Annotated in this window: 13 protein-coding genes; 7 read left to right on the top strand and 6 right to left on the bottom strand. The window is 71.1% G+C overall.

Annotated elements, in window-relative coordinates:
• Positions 1–13: 13 nt before the first annotated feature.
• Both Q7A36_RS16345 and Q7A36_RS16340 read right to left on the bottom strand, forming a co-directional pair.
• A complete protein-coding gene (locus Q7A36_RS16345) occupies positions 14–688 on the bottom strand; it encodes a methyltransferase family protein (RefSeq protein WP_305104791.1) in 675 nt (224 codons plus the stop codon).
• Positions 689–746: 58 nt separating this feature from the next.
• Positions 747–2,444: an acyl-CoA dehydrogenase family protein gene (locus Q7A36_RS16340; RefSeq protein ID WP_305104790.1), complete on the bottom strand. Its 1,698-nt coding sequence runs from the start codon at positions 2,442–2,444 to the stop codon at positions 747–749.
• A 147-nt stretch (positions 2,445–2,591) separates the two neighbouring features.
• Between Q7A36_RS16340 and Q7A36_RS16335 the strand changes: the two genes are divergently transcribed.
• From Q7A36_RS16335 to Q7A36_RS16320, 4 genes are all read left to right on the top strand, one after another.
• A complete protein-coding gene (locus tag Q7A36_RS16335; RefSeq protein ID WP_305104789.1) occupies positions 2,592–3,611 on the top strand; it encodes a calcium-binding protein in 1,020 nt (339 codons plus the stop codon).
• A gap of 70 nt (positions 3,612–3,681) precedes the next feature.
• Entirely contained in the window at positions 3,682–4,629 is a 948-nt protein-coding gene (locus Q7A36_RS16330; protein ID WP_305104788.1) for an SMP-30/gluconolactonase/LRE family protein, read from the top strand.
• A gap of 62 nt (positions 4,630–4,691) precedes the next feature.
• The gene (locus Q7A36_RS16325; RefSeq protein WP_305104787.1) at positions 4,692–5,213 is read left to right on the top strand and encodes a DUF2721 domain-containing protein; all 522 of its coding nucleotides are present in this window, start codon (positions 4,692–4,694) and stop codon (positions 5,211–5,213) included.
• A gap of 77 nt (positions 5,214–5,290) precedes the next feature.
• Complete coding sequence (locus tag Q7A36_RS16320; protein ID WP_305104786.1) at positions 5,291–6,937, top strand: virginiamycin B lyase family protein; 1,647 nt, start codon at positions 5,291–5,293, stop codon at positions 6,935–6,937.
• Positions 6,938–7,172: 235 nt separating this feature from the next.
• Here the strand turns inward: Q7A36_RS16320 and Q7A36_RS16315 are convergent, their stop codons facing one another.
• The 3 genes from Q7A36_RS16315 to Q7A36_RS16305 are packed head-to-tail and all read right to left on the bottom strand — an operon-like array spanning position 7,173 to position 10,711.
• The gene (locus Q7A36_RS16315; protein WP_305104785.1) at positions 7,173–8,174 is read right to left on the bottom strand and encodes an ABC transporter permease; all 1,002 of its coding nucleotides are present in this window, start codon (positions 8,172–8,174) and stop codon (positions 7,173–7,175) included.
• The gene (locus tag Q7A36_RS16310) at positions 8,174–9,739 is read right to left on the bottom strand and encodes a sugar ABC transporter ATP-binding protein (RefSeq protein ID WP_305104784.1); all 1,566 of its coding nucleotides are present in this window, start codon (positions 9,737–9,739) and stop codon (positions 8,174–8,176) included. Before Q7A36_RS16310 ends, Q7A36_RS16315 begins: the two co-directional genes overlap by 1 nt.
• A gap of 9 nt (positions 9,740–9,748) precedes the next feature.
• Positions 9,749–10,711, bottom strand: a complete 963-nt coding sequence (locus Q7A36_RS16305; RefSeq protein WP_305104783.1) for a sugar-binding protein — start codon at positions 10,709–10,711, stop codon at positions 9,749–9,751.
• 213 nt (positions 10,712–10,924) lie between these two features.
• Between Q7A36_RS16305 and Q7A36_RS16300 the strand changes: the two genes are divergently transcribed.
• Entirely contained in the window at positions 10,925–11,134 is a 210-nt protein-coding gene (locus Q7A36_RS16300) for a hypothetical protein (RefSeq protein ID WP_305104782.1), read from the top strand.
• Positions 11,131–11,406, top strand: coding sequence for an IS66 family transposase (locus tag Q7A36_RS41590; RefSeq protein ID WP_370655673.1), 276 nt, complete (start codon positions 11,131–11,133; stop codon positions 11,404–11,406). Before Q7A36_RS16300 ends, Q7A36_RS41590 begins: the two co-directional genes overlap by 4 nt.
• Here the strand turns inward: Q7A36_RS41590 and Q7A36_RS16295 are convergent.
• Entirely contained in the window at positions 11,377–15,360 is a 3,984-nt protein-coding gene (locus Q7A36_RS16295; protein WP_305104781.1) for a bifunctional diguanylate cyclase/phosphodiesterase, read from the bottom strand. The genes Q7A36_RS41590 and Q7A36_RS16295 overlap by 30 nt on opposite strands.
• Before the next feature lie 573 nt (positions 15,361–15,933).
• Here Q7A36_RS16295 and Q7A36_RS16290 point away from each other — a divergent pair.
• A complete protein-coding gene (locus Q7A36_RS16290) occupies positions 15,934–18,624 on the top strand; it encodes an EAL domain-containing protein (protein WP_305104780.1) in 2,691 nt (896 codons plus the stop codon).
• Positions 18,625–18,644: the final 20 nt, after the last annotated feature.

Raw genomic sequence — 18,644 nt, 5'->3', positions numbered from 1 at the left:
CAACGCGGGGCGGTTACCAGAGGCCCGGCACGAAGCGGTGACGGACGCGCGCGGCATAGGCGGCGTAGCCCGGCAGGCCGGCGCGCAGCGCCGCCTCCTCCCAGATGGTCCGGATTGCCAGCAGGACGACGAAGACCGGGACGAAGAGCAGGCCGAGCGGGCTGCCGAGCAGCAGCGGGATGCCGAGGAAGAGCAGCAGCGCGCCGGCATACATCGGGTGACGGAGGACGGCGTAAGGGCCGGTGTCGATGACCCTGTGGCCGCGGTCGCGCTGCAGGCGCACGGCGGGGGAGGCGAAGCTGTTGGCGGCGAAGGTCCAGGCGACAAGGGCATAGGCGGCGATGGTCAGCGCCGCGCCGAGGACCCGGAGCGGCCAGCGTCCGCCGAAGCCGCGTGCGGCGGCATCGGCGCCCATGGCGTAGAGCCAGGCGAACCAGAGCAGGCCGATGCCGAGCAGCAGCCACTTGTCGCGCCTGGCCTGGTCGGCATGGACGGGCAGGGTCATGCGTTCGCGCAGCAGGGCCGGGTCGCGGCGGCGGAGCCAGAGGCCGACCACGAGGCTGCCGCTGCCGAGGATGCCGAGCAGCCCCCAGCCCGCGCGCCAGCCCATGGTGCCGGCGCCACCGAAGAGCAGCGCGCCCTGGAGGACGAGGAACACGGCGGTCTGAAGGACAAGGCGCAGCAGCATGACGGGCGCCGAACTCGGAGACATGGAGGGGGTTGCAGGGGGATACTTCCCCCTGCGCTTACTCGGCCAGCAGCTTGTCGAGCAGCCTGTCGGGGATGGGGATGTCCTCGTCGGCCAGCGGATCCTTCGGCAGGACGCGGTGCCGGATGACCAGTCCGGCAAGTTCCAGCCGTACCGGGTCTTCCAGCCTCTCCGCCTCCCAGGCCATCGCCGCGGCGCTGGTCAGGTGATAGAGCGCGCTGGCCGCCTGCCTTGCCAGCGCGGGGTTCTCCTGCGCCCGCCCGGCCAGCGCCGCCGCCCGGTCAAACAGCGGCAGCGCTTCCGGCAGGCGCCCGCCATTGCCCAGCAGCGCCGCGACATGGGCGCGCAGCACCGGCAGCGATCCCTCCCGCTGCGCCGCGCGCAGCACGTCGAGCGCGACGATGTTGCTGGTGCCCTCCCAGATGCTGCCGAGATGGCTGTCGCGCAGCAGGCGCGGGTCGGCCCATTCCTCGATATAGCCGCAGCCGCCGCGCACCTCCATGGCATCGCCGGTGACCTTGCGGGCGTCGCGGCAGGCGCGGAATTTCAGCAGCGGCGTCAGGATGCGCAGCAGGGCATAGGCGCCCTCCTCCCCGATATCGCTGCGGCGCAGCGCCTCGGCCGCCTGGAAGACCATGCTGCGCGCCTGCTCCATCGGCAGGGCCAGCTTCATCAACTGCCGGCGCATCAGCGGCATGTCCACCAGCCGCTTGCCGAAGGCGATGCGGTGGCGGGCGACGAAGGCCGCCTCGGTCACCGCGCGGCGCATCAGGCCGGCGGCGCGCATGCCATTGGAGAGGCGGGAGGCATTGACCATGTCCACCATCTGCCGGAAGCCGGCCTCGGGCTCGCCGACCAGGAAGGCGGTCGCGCCCTCCAGCCGCACCTCGCCGCTCGCCATGCTGCGGGTGCCGAGCTTGTCCTTGAGACGCACGATGCGGTAGGCGTTACGCGTGCCGTCCGGCAGGTCGCGCGGCAGCAGGAAGAGCGAGACGCCGCGCAGCCCCGCAGGGCCGCCCTTCCGACGAGCGAGGACCAGCGCCACGCCGCAATCGGGGTTGCTGCAGAACCACTTGTCGCCGGAGAGGCGCCAGGTGCCGTCCGGCGCTTCCTCCGCCAGGACGGCGGTGGCGGCGATGTCGGAGCCCGCGCCCTGCTCCGTCATGAACATCGCGCCCTGGCGCAGCGCGTCGAGGTCCGTCGCGGTCAGCGCGGGGAGGTAGCGCGCGACGAGGTCCGGGTCGCCGAAGCGGCGCAGCGTGCGGGCCAGCGCATCGGTCATGGAGAGCGGACAGCACAGCCCGAACTCGGCCTGCACGAAGAGGTAGGTGAGGGCGTATTTCGCGGCCGGTGGCATGGGCGCGGGCCAGCCCAGCACGCCGCCGCGATGCGACATGGCGGCCAGGCCATAGTCGGCAAAGGCGATCCGCTCCATCTCCCGGTAGGCCGGGTGATAGTCGATGGCCTGGCGGTCCTCCCCGCGCCGGGTGCGGTGGCGCAGCACCGGCGGGTTGCGGTCGGCAAGGCCGGCCAGGTCGTCCAGCCTGCCGCCGGCCAGCGCGCCCATGCGGTCCAGGTGCGGCCGCAGATGCGCCAGCAGGTCGGGCGGCAGGTAGAGCCCGAGCAGCGGCGCCAACCAGGGATCGGCGCGGTACAGGTTCAGCCCGGCGCTGTCGGGCACCGCGGCCGCACCCGTCGGGGCTGCGGCCACCGGCGCGGCCATGCCGATATCCATGCGGTCCTCCCTTGGCTCGGCAGGAGAATAGCGCCGTCCGGCGGGCAGGCCATCGCCCAGGCCTCGGGGCGCGGCGTGCCGGCGGGAAACCGCTACGGGAAAAGCCTGAACATGACCTAGCTGTGACGACCCCAGGATGCCCGGCCCATGGTCCAGTCCCGCCGCCGGGCCATGGAGGACACGCAGATGGCGGATTATCCGATCTACGGCGACACCAGCGGCACGCTGTCCGGCAATGCCCACGGCAGGGCACAGGTTCTCTCCGGCCCCGACATCCCGGATGGCGGACCGGGCTTCGACATCTACGGCGATGCGCAGGCCATCACCGACCAGGCGCGCGGCGGCAATGACGTGATATTCGGGCCGAGGCTGCCGGGCGGCGGCGGCTCCTTCGCCAATCTCTACGGCGACGCGCTGACCATCAGCGGCTCCGGCCGCGGCGGCAACGACGTGATCTGGTGCGGCGACGGGCCGCGGAATTCGGCGCATGGCGATGCCAGGACGCTGACGGACGACGCCCGGGGCGGGAACGATGCGCTGCACGGCGCGGATGGCAGCATCAATTTCAACTTCCTCTACGGCGATGCGGAGAGCCTGACCGGCTCGGCCAGGGGCGGCAACGACCTGCTGGTGGCGGGACGGGGCGCGGGCAACCAGCTCTTCGGCGATGGCATCGGCATGTCCGACGGCACGCAGGGCGGCAACGACCTGCTCTACGGCTTCGGCGGCCTGCTGATCGGCGATGCGCAGTTCATGGGCGGCAATGCCCGCGGCGGCAACGACACCATCATCGATCTCGGCAACGGCGCGCGGATGTTCGGCGATGCCGAGAATGCCTCGGGCAACGCGGTCTGCGGCGACGACCGGCTGGTCAGCGGCGGCGGCAACGACCTGATGTACGGCGACGCCTCGGTGAAGGGCGCAAGCGTCACCACGGGCGCCGACACCTTCGTCTTCCTGCCCGGCAGCGGCCAGGACACGATCGGCGATTTCGAGACCGGGAAGGACCATATCGACCTGACCGCCTATGCGCCGGCCGGCGTGCACGGGGTCTCGGCCCTGACGCTGACGTCGCTGGCCGGCGCGACGGTCATCGGGCTGCCGGGCGGCGGCAGCATCACGGTGCAGGGCAGCACGCCGGTCGCGGGCGACATCCTCTTCGCCTGAACCGGAGCGGCAGCCCCCCTTGGCGCGGCGCCGGCCGCCCGGCAGGATCGGCGCCGCGACCACAGGGGAGATGTCCATGACCTGGCAGCCGAGCGAGCGCTATCCGGATCCGTCGATCGTCGCGCTCGATCCCGCCTTCAAGCGGTACCACCTGGCGCTGTCGGCGGTGGAGCGGCTCTGGACAGGCTCGCGCTGGGGGGAGGGGCCGGTCTGGCTCGGCGATGCGCGTTGCCTGCTGTGGTCCGACATCCCGAACAACCGGGTGCTGAAGTGGGAGGAGGAGACAGGCGCCGTCTCCGTCTGGCGCAAGCCGTCGAACAACGCCAATGGCCATACGCGGGACCGCCAGGGCCGCATCGTCGCCTGCGAGCATCAGGGCCGGCGCGTGGTGCGCTTCGAATATGACGGCAGCATCACGGTCCTGGCCGACGGCTACCAGGGCAAGAAGCTGAACAGCCCGAACGACGTGGTGGTGAAGAGCGACGGCTCCATCTGGTTCACCGACCCGCCCTTCGGCACCTATGCCTTCTACGAGGGCATCAAGCTCGAGGCCGAGCTGCCGCACACGCATGTCTACCGGGTGGACGGCCAGACCGGGGAGATCGCGCTGGTCGCCGACGACATCGACCATCCGAACGGCCTCGCCTTCAGCCCGGACGAGAGCATCCTCTATATCATCGAGAGCCGGTCCGATCCGCGCAATATCCTGGCCTATGACGTGGTGGGCGGGACGAAGCTGGCCAACAAGCGCGTCTTCTACCGCTGCGGGCCGGGCGAGACGCCGGACGGCTTCCGCGTGGACATCGACGGCACCCTCTGGTGCGGCTGGGGCATGACGCCGGAGCATGACGGCGTGCGCGTCATCAACGATGCCGGCGCGCCGATCGGGCATATCCACCTGCCGGAACGCTGCGCCAATGTCTGCTTCGGCGGGCGGCACCGGAACCGGCTGTTCATGGCGGCGGCGCAATCGCTCTATGCGCTCTACGTCAACACCCAGGGGGTTGCGGGCGGCTGACCGAACCGCGGCGGTGCCCGGCCGTTCGGGCCGGGTTCCTCCGCCACATGAAGCCGCATCGCATGAATTTCGAACTCAAGGACATCCTGACCGCGGTCGGGCCGAGTGCCTCCATCGTCTTCGCGGCCTGGATCTTCATGGGCTACCTGCAGCAGCGCTACACCGCCGCCTTCGATCGCTACCGGTCGCTGATCGAGCAGTGCCGGGGCGGCATCGAGCAGGAAGGCCGCCGCGGCAATGTCCGCGACCAGGTGATGCTCTACCGCCGGCGCTTCGCGCTGATGCGGCTGGCGACGACGCTCGGGCTCTCCGCCGCCATCCTGCTGATCTCCACGCTCATCCTGGGCGCGGTGAACGTGCTGCTGCCGCATCTCGGCCTGCTGAAATATATCGGCGCCGCCTGCATGATCGGCGGGCTCGGCCTGGTCGTCATCGCGGCGGCGCTGGTCATCCGGGAGAACGTCATCATCCGGCGTGCGGTGGATGGCGAGTTGATGGACGTGCCGGAACTCGCGGCCGCTCTTGGCCAGCAGGCGGGGGTCATCGACGATCCCCGGCGCGGCCGCGCCGTCGCGGCGGAGTGACGGGGCTGTTCCCACGCGCGGGAGCGTGGGTCTAGGCTGGCCGCAACCGGCGCCCGATGCCGGAGCGGAGGTCGTCCATGCCCCTCGTCCCGGCCCGATCGGGCCTCCTCGCCCTTGGCCTGCTGGCCTGGGCCGGCATCGCCCAGGCGGAGGCGCTCAGCGGCACGGTCCGCTCCGCCGAGGAAGGCCCGATGGCCGGCGTGCTGGTGAGCGCCCAGCGGGAGGGCACGAACGTTACCGTCACCGTGGTGACCGATGCCGAAGGCCGCTTCGCCTTCCCCGAAGGACGGCTCGCGGCGGGGCCGACGCGGCTCTCGATCCGCGCCGCGGGCTGGGACCTGGCGGGGCCGGAGGCAGTCACGCTGACGGCGGCGCCCGCCTCTGCCGCGCTGGTGCTGCGGCCGGCGCGCGACCTGCCGATGCAACTGACCAATGCCGAGTGGATCGAGAGCCTCCCCGGCGGCGACGCGGACAAGCACTTCCTGCAGAACTGCACCAATTGCCACCGCCTGGTGCAGCCGCTCCTCTCCGACCATGACGAGGCGGAGTTCGTGGATGTCCAGCGGCGGATGGCGGGCTATGCCCAGGCCTCCTCCCTGCTGCGGCCGCAGGTGCTGGTCGCGGACCGCGTCGCCAACCAGTCCGCCGCGGCGCAGGCGGCGCGGCTGAAGGTCTTCGAGCGGCAGGCGGCCTATCTGGCCAGGGTGAACCTGCGGCAGAAGGAGAGCTTCGACTTCGCGCTGAAGACCTTCCCGCGACCGGCCGGCCGCGCCGCGCGCGTCATCGTCACCGAATACGACCTGCCGGAGCCGACGCGCCAGCCGCATGACGTCATCGTCACGCCGGACGGCATGGTCTGGTACAACAGCTTCACCGAGCAGGTGCTGGGTCGCCTCGATCCCAGGACCGGCGAGATCCGGGAATGGGAGGTCCCGACCCTGAGGCCGGATGCGCCGAAGGGCTCGCTGGCGCTGCGGGCGGACCGGGACGGCCATCTGTGGCTCGGCCTCTCCTACCAGGGCGGCGTCGCGCGCTTCGACCCGCGGACCGAGCAGTTCCGCATCTATCCGCTGCCCGCGCATCTCAACCGCGACAGCACCCAGACGACGGAGGTGGAGCCGCGCCACCTGCATGTGGACGGCAAGCTCTGGATCGAGGACAGCGGGACCTATTCGATCTACCGCATGGACGTGGCGACCGGCGCCATCGAGGTTTTCCAGCCCTTCCCGATCCCGAGCCCGAACATCTACGATCTCTCGACGGACGCCGAGAACAACGTGTTCTTCACCGTCTTCGGCCGCGGCGATGTCGGGCGCGTGGATGCGAAGACCGGGCAGATCCGCACCTGGCCGACGCCGACGCCCGACAGTTCCCCGCGCCGCGGCATGCTGGACCGGGACGGCCGCTTCTGGTTCGGCGAATGGAAGGCCGGCAATATCGGCATGTTCGACCCGCGGACGGAGAGCTTCCGGGAATGGCGGCCGCCGACCCCCTGGTTCTTCCCCTATGACGTCGCGCCCGACCGGAACGGGGAGGCCTGGACCGGCTCCATGCTGACCGACAAGGTGGCGCGGCTGAACCCGAAGACGGGCGAGTTCGTGGAATACCTGCTGCCGCGGCCGACCAATATCCGCCGGGTCTTCGTGACGGAAACCGAGCGGGTGCAGTTCTGGGCCGGCAGCAACCACGGCGCCTCGATCCTGCGGCTCGAGCCGCTGGATTAAGGGGTCCGACGCGAAATGACCGCGTGGAGCTTGATCGACCTGGTCGCCCGAAGCGGTGTCGTCATTGTGCCGGCGGCGTGCAGGAGATGTCCGACAACCTGTGCGGCGGCCTCCTGTCCGGCGCGGCGTCGGACCCTTGCCGGTCCGAGTCGGCCTCGACGCGACCGCAGGTCGAGGCGCGCCGCTTGCGGGGCGCACTCGGGCAGACCAGGCCAGGGCTTCGGTCTTGCTGCATTCATGGACGCGAGGCTGACGGTGCGGCCGCCGCCGCGGTGCCTGCCGGAACGCGGACGGAGGCGGCCCGACGCTGCGCCAACTGCCGGTCGGCCAGCACGCCGAGCAGGATGACGCCGCCCATGACCGCGAAGTTCAGCGAGGAGGGGATGCCGAGGATGTTCACCAGGTTCTGCAGCACCTGCAGCAGCACGGTGCCGAGCAGGATGCCGGGCACCGTTCCCTCCCCGCCGCGCAGCGAGCAGCCGCCCAGCACCGCCGCGGCGATGGCATAGAGTTCGTAGAAATTGCCGAAGGAGGAGGGCGAGACGGAACTGGTGTAGAAGACCAGCAGGATGGTGGAGATGCCCGCCAGCAGGCCCGCCAGCACATAGGCGCCGGCCACCACCGCGCCGGTATTGATCCCGGCATAGCGCGTGGCTTCCTCGTTCCGTCCGACGGCATAGAGGTAGCGGCCGAAGACCGAGCGGTGCAGCACCACGCCCATCACCAGCGCCACCAGCAGCAGGGCGATGAAGCTGTGCGGGATGCCGAGGGTGCGGCCGGCGGCCAGCCAGGTGATGGTGTCGACGCCCTCGGCGAAGCCGAGGCTGATGGTGGAATCGCCCGTGTAGTAGCGCGCCGCGCCACGATAGATCAGCAGCCCGCAGAGGGTGACGACAAAGGGCTGCAGCCCGAGCCGCGCCACCAGCAGCCCATGCGCGAGACCCATGGCCAGCCCGCCCGCCAGCACCACCAGCATGGCGATTGGCCAGGCGACCTCCTGGTTCGCCACCAGGTTGAGGAAGACCACGCCCAGCAGCGCGAGCATGGACCCGACCGCGAGGTCGATGCCGCCGGTGATGATCACCAGCCCCTGGCCGATGGAGAAGATGCCGAACAGGCCGATCAGGTTGGCCATGTTCATCAGGTTCACGGCAGAGAGGAATTGCGGGTTCAGCGCCGAGGTCACCGCCGCGATCAGCACGATCAGGCCGAGCAGGCCGAGTTCCTTGCGCCCCATCACACCTCCTCCGCGCCCAGCGTCTCGGCCTGGCCGGCGAGGCTCTCCTCCGGCCGCTGGCCGGTGGCGAGGCGGAGGATGTTCGGCTCGCTCACCTGCGCCCTCTCCAGGATACCGGTGATCCGGCCTTCGTGCATGACGGCGACGCGGTCGCTGACGCCGATCACCTCCTCCATGTCGGAACTGATCATCAGCACCGCGACGCCCCGGTCGGCCAGGCCGCGCATCAGGGCATAGATCTCGCCCTTGGCGCCGACATCGACGCCGCGCGTCGGCTCGTCCAGCAGGATGGCGCGCGGCTGCATGGCCAGCCAGCGCGCCAGCGCCACCTTCTGCTGGTTGCCGCCGGAGAGGGTGCCGGCGCCGGTGCCGACCGAGGGTGCGCGGATGCCGAGCGCGCGGCGCTGCGCCTCGGCCGTCCGCGCCTCCGCGCCGCGGTCCAGCAGCCAGGCGCTGGCATGGCCTTGCAGGTCCGGCAGGATGACGTTCTCCGCGATGGTCATGTCGAGCACGAGGCCGGAACGCTTGCGGTCCTCCGGCACCAGGTAGATCCCGCGCGCGATCGCCTGGCGCGGGCTGCGCAGCGCGATCGCCTCGCCGTCCAGCCGGATGGCGCCGGCGAGCGCCGGCTCGATCCCGAAGAGCGCGCGGGCGAGCGAGGTGCGGCCGGCGCCGACCAGCCCGGCGAGGCCGAGGATCTCGCCCGGCCGTACCGCGAGGTCCACCGCGCGGTCCGGGAAGGCCTGGGTGACGAGGCCCGCGGCCTCCAGCCCGCCCGGGCGCGGCGGCGCGGCCGGCGGGACATAGAGCGACTTCAGGTCGCGCCCGATCATCAGCCGCGTCATGGCGGCATGGGTGATCTCGCCCCGCGCCAGGTGGCCGACCACGCGGCCGTCGCGTAGGCAGGTGACGCGGTCGGCGCAGGCGGTGATCTCGCCGAGGCGGTGGGTGATGTAGATGATGCCCGTCCCCGCCGCCCGCAGCGCCGCGACCGCGGCCAGCAGCCGGTCCGTCTCGGACAGCGTCAGGCTGCTGGTCGGCTCGTCCAGGATGATGATGCGGGCCTGCATGGAGAGCGCGCGGGCGATCTCGACCAATTGGCGCTGCGCGATGGAGAGCGCTGCGACCGGCGCCTCCGGCCCGAAATCCGCGCCCAGCCGCTGCAGCAGCGGCGCGACGCGGGCGCGGCAGGCGGCGCGGTCGACCAGTCCCAATGGGCCGAGGATGGGGCCGCCCCGCACCGGCTCCCGCCCCATCAGCACATTCGCCGCGACGTCGAGGTTGTCGAAGACCGAGAGTTCCTGGTGGACGAAGGCGATGCCCTGCGCCTGCGCCCCGGCCACCGTCAGGTGCGGGTGGTCGCGGCCATGCAGGCGGATGCTGCCGGCATCCGGGCGGACCACGCCGCCCAGCACCTTCATGAGCGTGCTCTTGCCCGCGCCGTTCTCGCCGACGAGGCCCAGCACCTCGCCGGCCGACAGGTGCAGGGAGACGCCGTCGAGCGCGACGACGCCGGGATAGGTCTTGCGGATGCCCTCGAGCGCGAGCAGCGGCGGCTGCGCCACGGCGGCGCCTCAGCTCCCCCGCAGGAGCTGGCGCATGTAGGACTGGAACTCGCCCACATTCGTCTTGTCGATGACCTTGGTGTCGACGATCACCTGCTTGCTGCCGGGGATCCAGCCGCGGTCGCCGCCCAGCACCCGCACCAGGCCCTTCATCGACTGGTAGCCGAACTCGTAGGGCTGCTGCACGACGGTGGAATGGATGGTGCCGTCGGCGACGCCGCGGAGCGTCAGCGCGTCCTCGTCGAAGCCCACCACCTTCACCTGGCCCTGCCGCCCGGCCTCTCGCACCGCCTGGTAGATCTGCGGGGTGTTGTAGGCCCAGAGGCCGACCATCATGCCGAGGTTGCGCTCGCGCGCCAGCGCGTCCTCCGCGTTGCGGCGGGCGCGGGCGAAGTCGCTCTCGTCGGTGCGGATGTCGACGATCTCGATCTTGCCGCCCTGCAGCGATTCCCGGATGCCCTGCACGCGCTCGCGAGCATTGTCGGCATCCATGGTGCCGACGAAGAGCATGGCGCGGCCACCTTCCGGCATGGCCTTCTTCATCTCCTCGCCCGCCTTCCGCCCGGCGGCGACGTTGTCCGTGCCGATATAGACCATGCGGTTGCTGGCCGGCGCGTCGCTGTCGGTGGTGAAGAGCACCGATTGCGCGGCGACGCGGTTCAGCACCTCGGTCTGGCTGGCGGGGTTGATGGCGGAGATGGCGACGCCCGCGACCTTGCGCGCCAGCAACTCGTCCAGGATGCGGCGCTGCTCGGCGGCGCTGGCCTGGGCGGGGATGATCATCTCCATGTCGAAATCGGGATGCTCGCGGTTCGCCTTCTCGATCCCGCGCCGGGCGATGGTCCAGAAATCGGCCGAGACATTCACCACGAAGGCCAGGCTGCGCTTGGCCTGCGCCCGCAGCGTTGCGGGGGCGGCAAGTCCGAATGCGAGGCTGCTGCCCGCGAGAATCTGGAAGTCGCGCCGCTTCATGCCGTTCTCCCCCCTTCGATGACACTTGGCGGCTGACCTGCCGCTTGCCCAGCCGCGACCGAATCGGCGGCTCAGGCGGGCAGGCTAGCCGTGGCCGGTGCGCTGCAGGAGTGAAAAATCCGCCAGCCGCCTTGCGTTGCACGGGCCAGGCTGCCGGATCGGACCGCCACGGCCAGGCGGCGCAGCGGGATCGCGCCGGGGCCCGTCCCGTCCATGCGCGGCACTCCGGCAGGACGGAGCAGCCGCGGCCATGATCGTGGCCCCGCTTTCTCGCGGCCGGCGCCCAGCCTGGCGCGCGAGGGGGCGGCGATCGAGCGCCGGACGCTCGCCGACCGGGTGGGGCAGGGCGCCTGGTGGCTGCGGCCGCTGGCCGGGGCGATCGGCACCGACGCCCTGGCGCATAGGCCTTGGCGCAGGGCGTGATCCGGACCGGCGACACCGCCATCCGCGTCCTCGCCCCGGGGCGCGGCCGGACGCGCATCGGCCGGTTCCGGCTCCATGCCTTCGACCCCAGGCCCTGGGGCGGCAAAGGGCCGCCGGCGGCGATCTCCCACGACTCACCCGACCGCAAGGGCGAGCGGCCGCGGGAGCGCCTGGCCGGCCATGCCGGTTGGCTGCACGCCGATGCCTACGCGACTAGGCGCCGATCTGCCGCTGAACGCCGATCATCGGGCGGACTGGCGCGCCGTCGATAGGGCAGCCAGTTGTCCCAGCATCGCCGGAATCTCGGCGGCGGGTCTTGCCGCACCGAAGAGATAGCCTTGGACCTCGTCGCAGCCCTCGTGCCGCAGAGCCGCGAACTGCTGCTCGGTTTCGACGCCTTCGGCGGTGGTGGTCATCTCCAGGCCCCTGCAGAGGTCGGTGACCGCACGCACGATCGCGTCGCTCCGGCGGGACTGCCCCAGCGCGCGGGTGAAACTGCGGTCGATCTTCACTTTGTCGAACGGGAAGCGCTGGAGGTAGCTCAGCGAGGAATAGCCGGTCCCGAAGTCGTCCATGGCGATGCGAACGCCGAACGCCTTCAGTCGGTGCATGGTGGCCAGCGTTGCCTCGATGTCGCGCAGCAGCACCGTCTCGGTGATTTCGAGCTCGAGCCTGCCCGGGTCCAGCCGAGCCTCCGCCAGGGCGCCGGCCACCGCGTCCACCAGCCCCGGGCTGGCGAACTGGGCCGGGGAGAGATTCACGGCCAGCTTGAGAGCGCCGGGCCAGCGCGCGGCCTCCGCGCAGGCGTGCTGCAACACCCATTTGCCGAGCGGGACTATGAGGCCGATCTCCTCGGCGAGCGGGATGAAGCGGTCCGGCGACACCAGGCCGCGTTCAGGGTGGCGCCAGCGGAGCAACGCCTCCAGGCCGATCGCCTGCCGGTCGTCGGCGCGCACTATCGGCTGATAGTGCACCTCGAACTCACCTGCCTCGAGCGCCCGCTGCAGGTCGAACTCGAGCTCGCGGCGCATCTGCGCACGCAGGTCCATTTCCGGCTCGAAGAAGCGCCAGGTCCCGCGCCCCTCGACCTTGGCCTGGTACAGCGCCATGTCCGCCGCCTTCAGCAGGGCATCGCCATCCGCCCCGTCCTGCGGCGCGATGGCGATGCCGATGCTGGTACCGATCATGGCCCGGTGGCCGTCGAGGTCGAAGGGCATGGACAGCACCTCGACGAGGCGGCGCGCCAGGGTGACGGTATCGCCCGACCGGTCCACGCCGGATTGCACGATGGCGAACTCGTCGCCGCCCAGCCGCGCCAGGGTGTCCGTCTCCCGCATTTCCGCGCCGAGGCGCTCGGCGACGGTCCGCAGCAAGGCGTCGCCCGCGGGGTGGCCGAGGGTGTCGTTGACCTCCTTGAAGCGGTCGAGGTCGAGGCAGAGCACCGCGAAGCCCCCGCTCCGCCGCGTCCGGGCCAGCGCCTCGTCCAGCCGCTGCCGGAACAGCGCCCGGTTCGGCAGCCCCGTCAGGGTGTCGTGGTGCGCCAGATGGGCGATGCGATCCTCGGCCTCGCGCCGCTCGGTGACGTCGATGACCACCCCCACCGCCGCGAGCGGGCGCCCGTCCGCGTCGTATTCGTAGCGGACGCGCGCCTCGACATGGCGCAGCGCCCCATCCGCCGGGCGAAGGATGCGGTAGTCGCTGGCCCCCCAGGCGGCGCTGCCGGCCACCGCGCGGTCGATTCCAGCCCGGAGGCGTTGCAGATCCTCGGGCAAGATCGGGGCGAGCCACTCGGCGGCCGGGATCACGGCCTCCCCCGGCGCCAGGCCGTAGATGACTCGCATCTCGGCGCCGATGGTGACCATATCCGCCAGGAAGTCGTGGCGGAAGGTACCGATGCGTCCGACCTCGAGACTGAGGCGCAGCAGCGCCTCCGCCTCGCGCGCCGCGGTGACGTCGACGATGACTCCGACCGTGCCCACCGTCCGGCCGCCGGCATCGCGCTGGTAGCGCGCGCGGGCCTCGATGTGCCGCACCGTGCCATCGCCCGGTCGGCGCATGCGGTAGAGGAAGGAGGCTTCGGGCACCCCGCGTTCGCGGGCGTCGGCGAGCGCGGCCACGATGCGCCCACGGTCTTCGGGCAGGATCGTGGCGAGCCAAGTGGCGGTCGGGATCGGCTCGTCGCCCCCCTGAAGCCCGTGCAGCGCCCGGGTCTGCGCCCCGCAGTGGATGTTGCCTTCCGCGTCGCGGGTGAAGGTGCCGATATGGCCGATCTCCATGCCGAGCCGCAGCATCTCCTCGCTGGCCCGCAGCCGGTCCTCGGCCTCCCGCCGTTCGGTGACGTCGATGGTGACGCCGAAGGAACGCACCGGGCGGCCGGCCGCGTCGTACACGTAGCGCGCGCGCATCTCGATGTGGCGCAAGCCGCCATCGGTCGGGCGCAGGACGCGGTAGTCGCAACCGACCGCCGCGGCGCGGCGGGCGATGGCGCCGCGGATCTCCGCCACCACGCGGTCCCGGTCCTCGGGGTGCAGGGTGGCCATCCAGGCCTCGGGCGGGACCGGCTCCTCGCCGGGCGGCAGGCCGAACATGGCGCGCGTCCCGGCACCGCAGTGGAACAGCCCGGTGGCGAAGTCGCGGACGAAGTCGCCGATCCGCCCCGCCTCCATGCCCAGCCGCAGCAGCGCCTCGCTCTGCCGCAGCCGATCGGCGGCGGCCCGGCTCTCGGTGACGTCCTGGACGATGGCGACGCAGCGGGTCGGCCGACCCTCCGTGTCGCGTGCCGAGATGGCAAGGCTCTGTCGCACCCAGGCCACCGCGCCATCCGGGCGCAGGTAGCGCGCCTCGGTGTCCCGGGCTCCCAGGGCATCGATCGCCTGCAGGCCTGCCATCTCGGCTTCGAGGTCGTCGGAATGGACGACGTCCGTCGGGCCGAGCCCGCCGAGGAGCTCGGCCGCTGACCGTCCCGTCATCGCGCAATAGCGGGCGTTGACCCGCACGAAGCGACGGGCGGCGATGTCGATCTCGGCGACGCCGACCGTTCCCGCCTCGAAGACCGCGCGCAGGGCGCCATCGCGCTCGGCAAGCGCCCGTGCGGCATCCTCACGCTCTCGGGCCGCCGCCTCGCGCTCACGCGAAAGGGCGAGCTCGGCCTCGGCCACGGCCTGCGCAACCCGGGTCCGGCGAAGTGCGGCCCGTGCCCGTGCCTGCCGGTCGCCAAGCAGGACGCCGACCAGGACCAGGGCCGCCAGTGCCGTCGCGGCCACGCCCACACGGGCGACCTCGCGCCGCCAGGGCGCCAGCACTTCCTTGGTCGCGCGGGTCGCCAGGATCGCCAGGGGGTAGCTGCCAAGCGCCTGAACCCCGAGGATCCGGTCCACGCCGTCGACCGTGGCCCGGGATCGCATGGCGCCGCTGCCCTGCGCCAGGAGCCTGACGAAGGCTTCGCTCCGCGCGATGGAGGTGCCGATGGCGGCGTCGGCCCAGGGGTGGCGTGCGAGCAGCAGGCCGTCGCGGCGAAGGAGAGCGACGGAGCCCCTTCGGCCAAGAGCGAGCCGCTCAAAGGGCGCCTCGAACCGCTCGAGGTCGATGGCGGCGCCCACGATGCCGAGGAGGCTCCCGTCCGGTCCCCGAAGGCGACGGGCGGCGAAGACGGTCCACCTGCCATCGATGTCATTGCGCGCCGGGGCGCTCAGGACGGCATCCGGACCTTCCTTCCGGTGCAGGGCCTGGAAGTAGTCGCGCCCCGTGACGTCGATGCTGGGCGCCGGGAAGACGGCGGAGGTGGCAATGAGCTTGCCGCGTGCATCGACCAGGAAGAGGCGGTCGACGCGGGGCAGCCCCGCCGCCCGCGCACGCAGGGCTTCCTGCGCGTGCACCGTCGCAAGCCGGTTGTCGAACTCCTCTGCGGTGTCGATGCCTTCGGCGCGCATCCACTCGGCGACGCCACTTCCCAGCTGCTCAACCGCGCGGAATCCGTCCTCGATCCAGTCGGCCAGCACCAGGGAGAGATTCCGTACCTCGCGCTCGGCATCGCGTAGTGCCGCGTCGCGCTGCGCGATGAGATAGCCGATGGCAGCGAAAGCGATGGCCAGGGCGAAGGCGGCGCCGCACAGCATCCGCCAGTGCGAGGCTCGCCTGTCTTCGGTGGTATCCGACCTTGCCGCGTCGTCCCGGAGGCGCTGGGCGCCGTCCAGCCACCTGCGGACGAGCGGGTGGAGAGTGGGCATGGAGTGGCTCTGGACCCCAGGGGTTCGATACCTCCCCGGCCGGGATGGACGGGACAGGGCAGCGGCGGTTCACGAGCGCGCCGCTCCCAGTACCGCGAAGGAAGGGGCGGAGGGTGAAGCCGGTGCCTCAGATGACGTAGCTGGCTGCGGGCGCGCCGTAGCATTGTCGCCGACCTGATCGGTTTCGACGTTCCCGGGGCGGAGCCGGCCGCTGGTCCGTGCTGGTGCGAGGCGTTGGAGGCCTCGCACCATCGCTGGCGAGCGTTGGTGCGGTCGTCATGGCCGGGCGGCCTGGTGAGGCCCGGGACGGATCGGCATCTCCCGCGCCTCCTTCCCCACCGGCTGTCCTTTGATCTCGAAGCGGTGAGGCACAACCCACGATTGTTGCCAACTGGGATGGAGCGCTAGTTGGTTGGCCAGCGACTTCGACCCGGGTGAGGCGGCCTGACCATCATGCGAAAGACAGGAGCTGCTTCTGCCTTGCGGCCAGCCGGGACGGCGCTGCCCGGCCGTCTGCGGTTTTCCGATGAGGCACGGCGGGAACCGCAGCGGAGGGACCATCTGGGCGAGCGCTTGCTGCTCCCGGTTGCCCTGCTGCTCGCTTTGGGGGTGGCGCTGACCGCTTACCTGTGGCTGGCCCATCAGCGTGATCGCGCAGTCGCCGAGGCAACGCGCGAGCTGCGAAACCTGTCCGTCACCCTCGCCAGCCATACCGCAAACAGCTTCAGCAATCATACAATTCTGCAGGACGGCATCATCAAGTGGCTGGCCTCGGAAGGCGTCCTGGCCAGCCCGGCATTCTTTGCGGAGCGCATTTCCAGCTACGACGTTCACAGGGAACTGCGCGCCCGCGTCGCGGCCATGCCGCAGATCGCTATTCTCTCGATCCTTGATCCGGAGGGTGCGCTGCTGACGCGCTCCTTTGCCTGGCCGGTGCAAGGGGAGCGCTTTCCGGAAGCGGTCGCCCTGAAGATGATGAGGAGCGATCCCAGCCTGCAAACCTTCATCAGCGGACCGAGCAAGTCGCCTGCCACCGGGCTATGGATCTTCTACGTCTCAACCCGGCTGCAAGCGGCGGATGGAACCTTCCTCGGCATCCTCAGCGCCTCGGTCAAGCACAGGGCCTTCGAGGAATTCTACGAGAACATCGAACTCGGCGAAGGCGGCGCCGTGGCGCTGTTCAAGGAAGACGGTACTCTTATCCTCCGCCATCCCCGAATAGAGGCGGCCATCGGCAAGGTCGTCCCCAATTTGCCGCCGATCAGCGGCCTACTTGGCGCTGGTGGCATCAGGGTCAGCATGGACCGGAGCCCGCTGGACCAGCAGCAGAGGCTCATCGCCCGCAGCCCGGTCCCGGCCTTCCCGATGTCCATCTCGGTTTCCCGGCAGATGGATGCGGTGCTGGCCGAATGGCGTGCGCAACGCGGCACCGCGCTGGCCGTGCTCGCCTTGCTGGAGTCGGTCCTGCTGGCGGCCGCCGTCCTGGCCTGGCGCCACCTGCGGCAACGTGCCCTGGTTGCGGCCGCCGTCGCGGCCCGGCAGGCCGCCGAGGCCGAGGTGGCGCTGGCGGAGGAACGGCGGCAGAAGCAGGCGCAGGTCGCCGCCGCCGTCGACAGCATGATGCAGGGCTTCTGCATGTTCACCGCCGACCATCGCCTAGTCGTCGCCAACCAGCGCTTCGCCGAGATGTTCGGCCTGCCGCCGGAGGGCGTGGCGCCGGGCGTCCCCTTCGAGGCGATGCTTGATCATGCCATCGGCGCCGGCCGCATGACCCGCGCCGATGCCGAGACCACCAGGGCGCGGAACCTGGATCTGCACGCGGCCGGCGAGGCTTCCTCCATGTTCCGCGAATTGCCGGACGGCCGAAGCATCTCGGAATGCTTCACGCCGACCGCGGACGGGGGCTGGCTGGTCACCTTCGAGGACGTGACCGAGCGGCGGGCGGCGGAGGCGAGGATCGTCCACCTCGCCCATCACGACGCGCTCACCGATCTGCCCAACCGGACCCTGTTCCGGATCAAGCTCGACGAGGCCATTGCCCGGGCCCGGCGCGGCCATGGCTTCGCCCTGCTCTACCTCGATCTCGACCGCTTCAAGGAGGTCAACGACACCCTCGGCCATCCGGTCGGCGACCTGCTGCTGCGCCAGGTGACGGAGCGGCTGCAGGCGGCCGTGCGCGACACCGACACCGTCGCGCGGCTTGGCGGCGACGAGTTCGCCATCATCCAGGACGGGGTGCGGACACCGCAGGACGCGACGGTCCTGGGGCAGCGGCTGGTGGAGTCGGTGGCGGCGCCCTATGAGTTGGAAGGCCATCACGTGGTCATCGGCACCTCGATCGGCATCGCCATCGTGCCGCCCGACGGCGCGACGGCGGAGCAGTTGATGAAGTCGGCCGACATGGCGCTCTACCGGGCCAAGGGCGATGGCCGAAGCTGCTTCCGCTTCTTCGAGCCGGAGATGGACGTCAGGATGCAGTTGCGGCGGGGGCTGGAGACCGACCTGCGGCAGGCGCTGGCGGCGGCGGAGTTCGAGCTGTTCTACCAGCCCATCCTCGATGTCGGCAGCCGCGCCGTGACCAGCTTCGAGGCGCTGCTGCGCTGGCGCCATCCGGAGCGCGGGCTGATGCCGCCGGACCGCTTCATCCCGCTGGCGGAGGAAACCGGCCTGATCGTGCCGATCGGAGAGTGGGTGCTGCGGGCGGCCTGCGCCGAGGCGATGCGCTGGCCGGCGCACCTGCATGTGGCGGTGAACCTGTCGCCGACGCAGTTCGCCAGCCGCGGCCTGCTGGAGGCGATCACCGGGGCGCTGGCGGCCTCGGGGCTTGCCCCGCACCGGCTCGAGCTCGAGATCACCGAGACGGTGATGCTGAAGGATTCGGAGGCGACGCTCTCGACGCTGCATCGGCTGAAGGCGATCGGGGTGCGCATCGCCATGGACGATTTCGGCACCGGCTACTCCTCGCTCAGCTACCTCCAGCGCTTCCCCTTCGACAAGGTCAAGATCGACCGCAGCTTCATCCGCAACCTCGGCCAGACCCGGGAGAGCGGGGCGATCGTCGGCGCGGTGGTCGATCTCTGCGCCGGGCTGGGGAAGGGGGCGACGGCGGAGGGGGTGGAGACGCCGGAGCAGCTCGAGGAACTCGCGGCCAAGGGCTGCCGCGAGGTCCAGGGCTTCCTCTTCAGCCGGCCCTGTCCCGCCGCCGAGGTCGCCGGACTGCTCGACCGCCTCCGGTCCTGGGCCGGACAGACCGTCACAGGCTGAGAGCCGTTCGTCCATGACCG

Source organism: Paracraurococcus lichenis, from assembly GCF_030657435.1.
GTDB lineage: Bacteria > Pseudomonadota > Alphaproteobacteria > Acetobacterales > Acetobacteraceae > Paracraurococcus > Paracraurococcus lichenis.
Note: the sequence above shows the minus strand (reverse complement) of the source record. Positions and strands in the feature narration are given on the sequence as shown.

Coding starts and splice junctions, on each gene's coding strand:
- Q7A36_RS16345 (WP_305104791.1), bottom strand. CDS start 688: ATGCTGCTGCGCCTTGTCCTTCAGACCGCCGTGTTCCTCGTCCTCCAG.
- Q7A36_RS16340 (WP_305104790.1), bottom strand. CDS start 2,444: ATGGATATCGGCATGGCCGCGCCGGTGGCCGCAGCCCCGACGGGTGCG.
- Q7A36_RS16335 (WP_305104789.1), top strand. CDS start 2,592: ATGGTCCAGTCCCGCCGCCGGGCCATGGAGGACACGCAGATGGCGGAT.
- Q7A36_RS16330 (WP_305104788.1), top strand. CDS start 3,682: ATGTCCATGACCTGGCAGCCGAGCGAGCGCTATCCGGATCCGTCGATC.
- Q7A36_RS16325 (WP_305104787.1), top strand. CDS start 4,692: ATGAATTTCGAACTCAAGGACATCCTGACCGCGGTCGGGCCGAGTGCC.
- Q7A36_RS16320 (WP_305104786.1), top strand. CDS start 5,291: ATGCCCCTCGTCCCGGCCCGATCGGGCCTCCTCGCCCTTGGCCTGCTG.
- Q7A36_RS16315 (WP_305104785.1), bottom strand. CDS start 8,174: ATGGGGCGCAAGGAACTCGGCCTGCTCGGCCTGATCGTGCTGATCGCG.
- Q7A36_RS16305 (WP_305104783.1), bottom strand. CDS start 10,711: ATGAAGCGGCGCGACTTCCAGATTCTCGCGGGCAGCAGCCTCGCATTC.
- Q7A36_RS16300 (WP_305104782.1), top strand. CDS start 10,925: ATGCGCGGCACTCCGGCAGGACGGAGCAGCCGCGGCCATGATCGTGGC.
- Q7A36_RS16295 (WP_305104781.1), bottom strand. CDS start 15,360: ATGCCCACTCTCCACCCGCTCGTCCGCAGGTGGCTGGACGGCGCCCAG.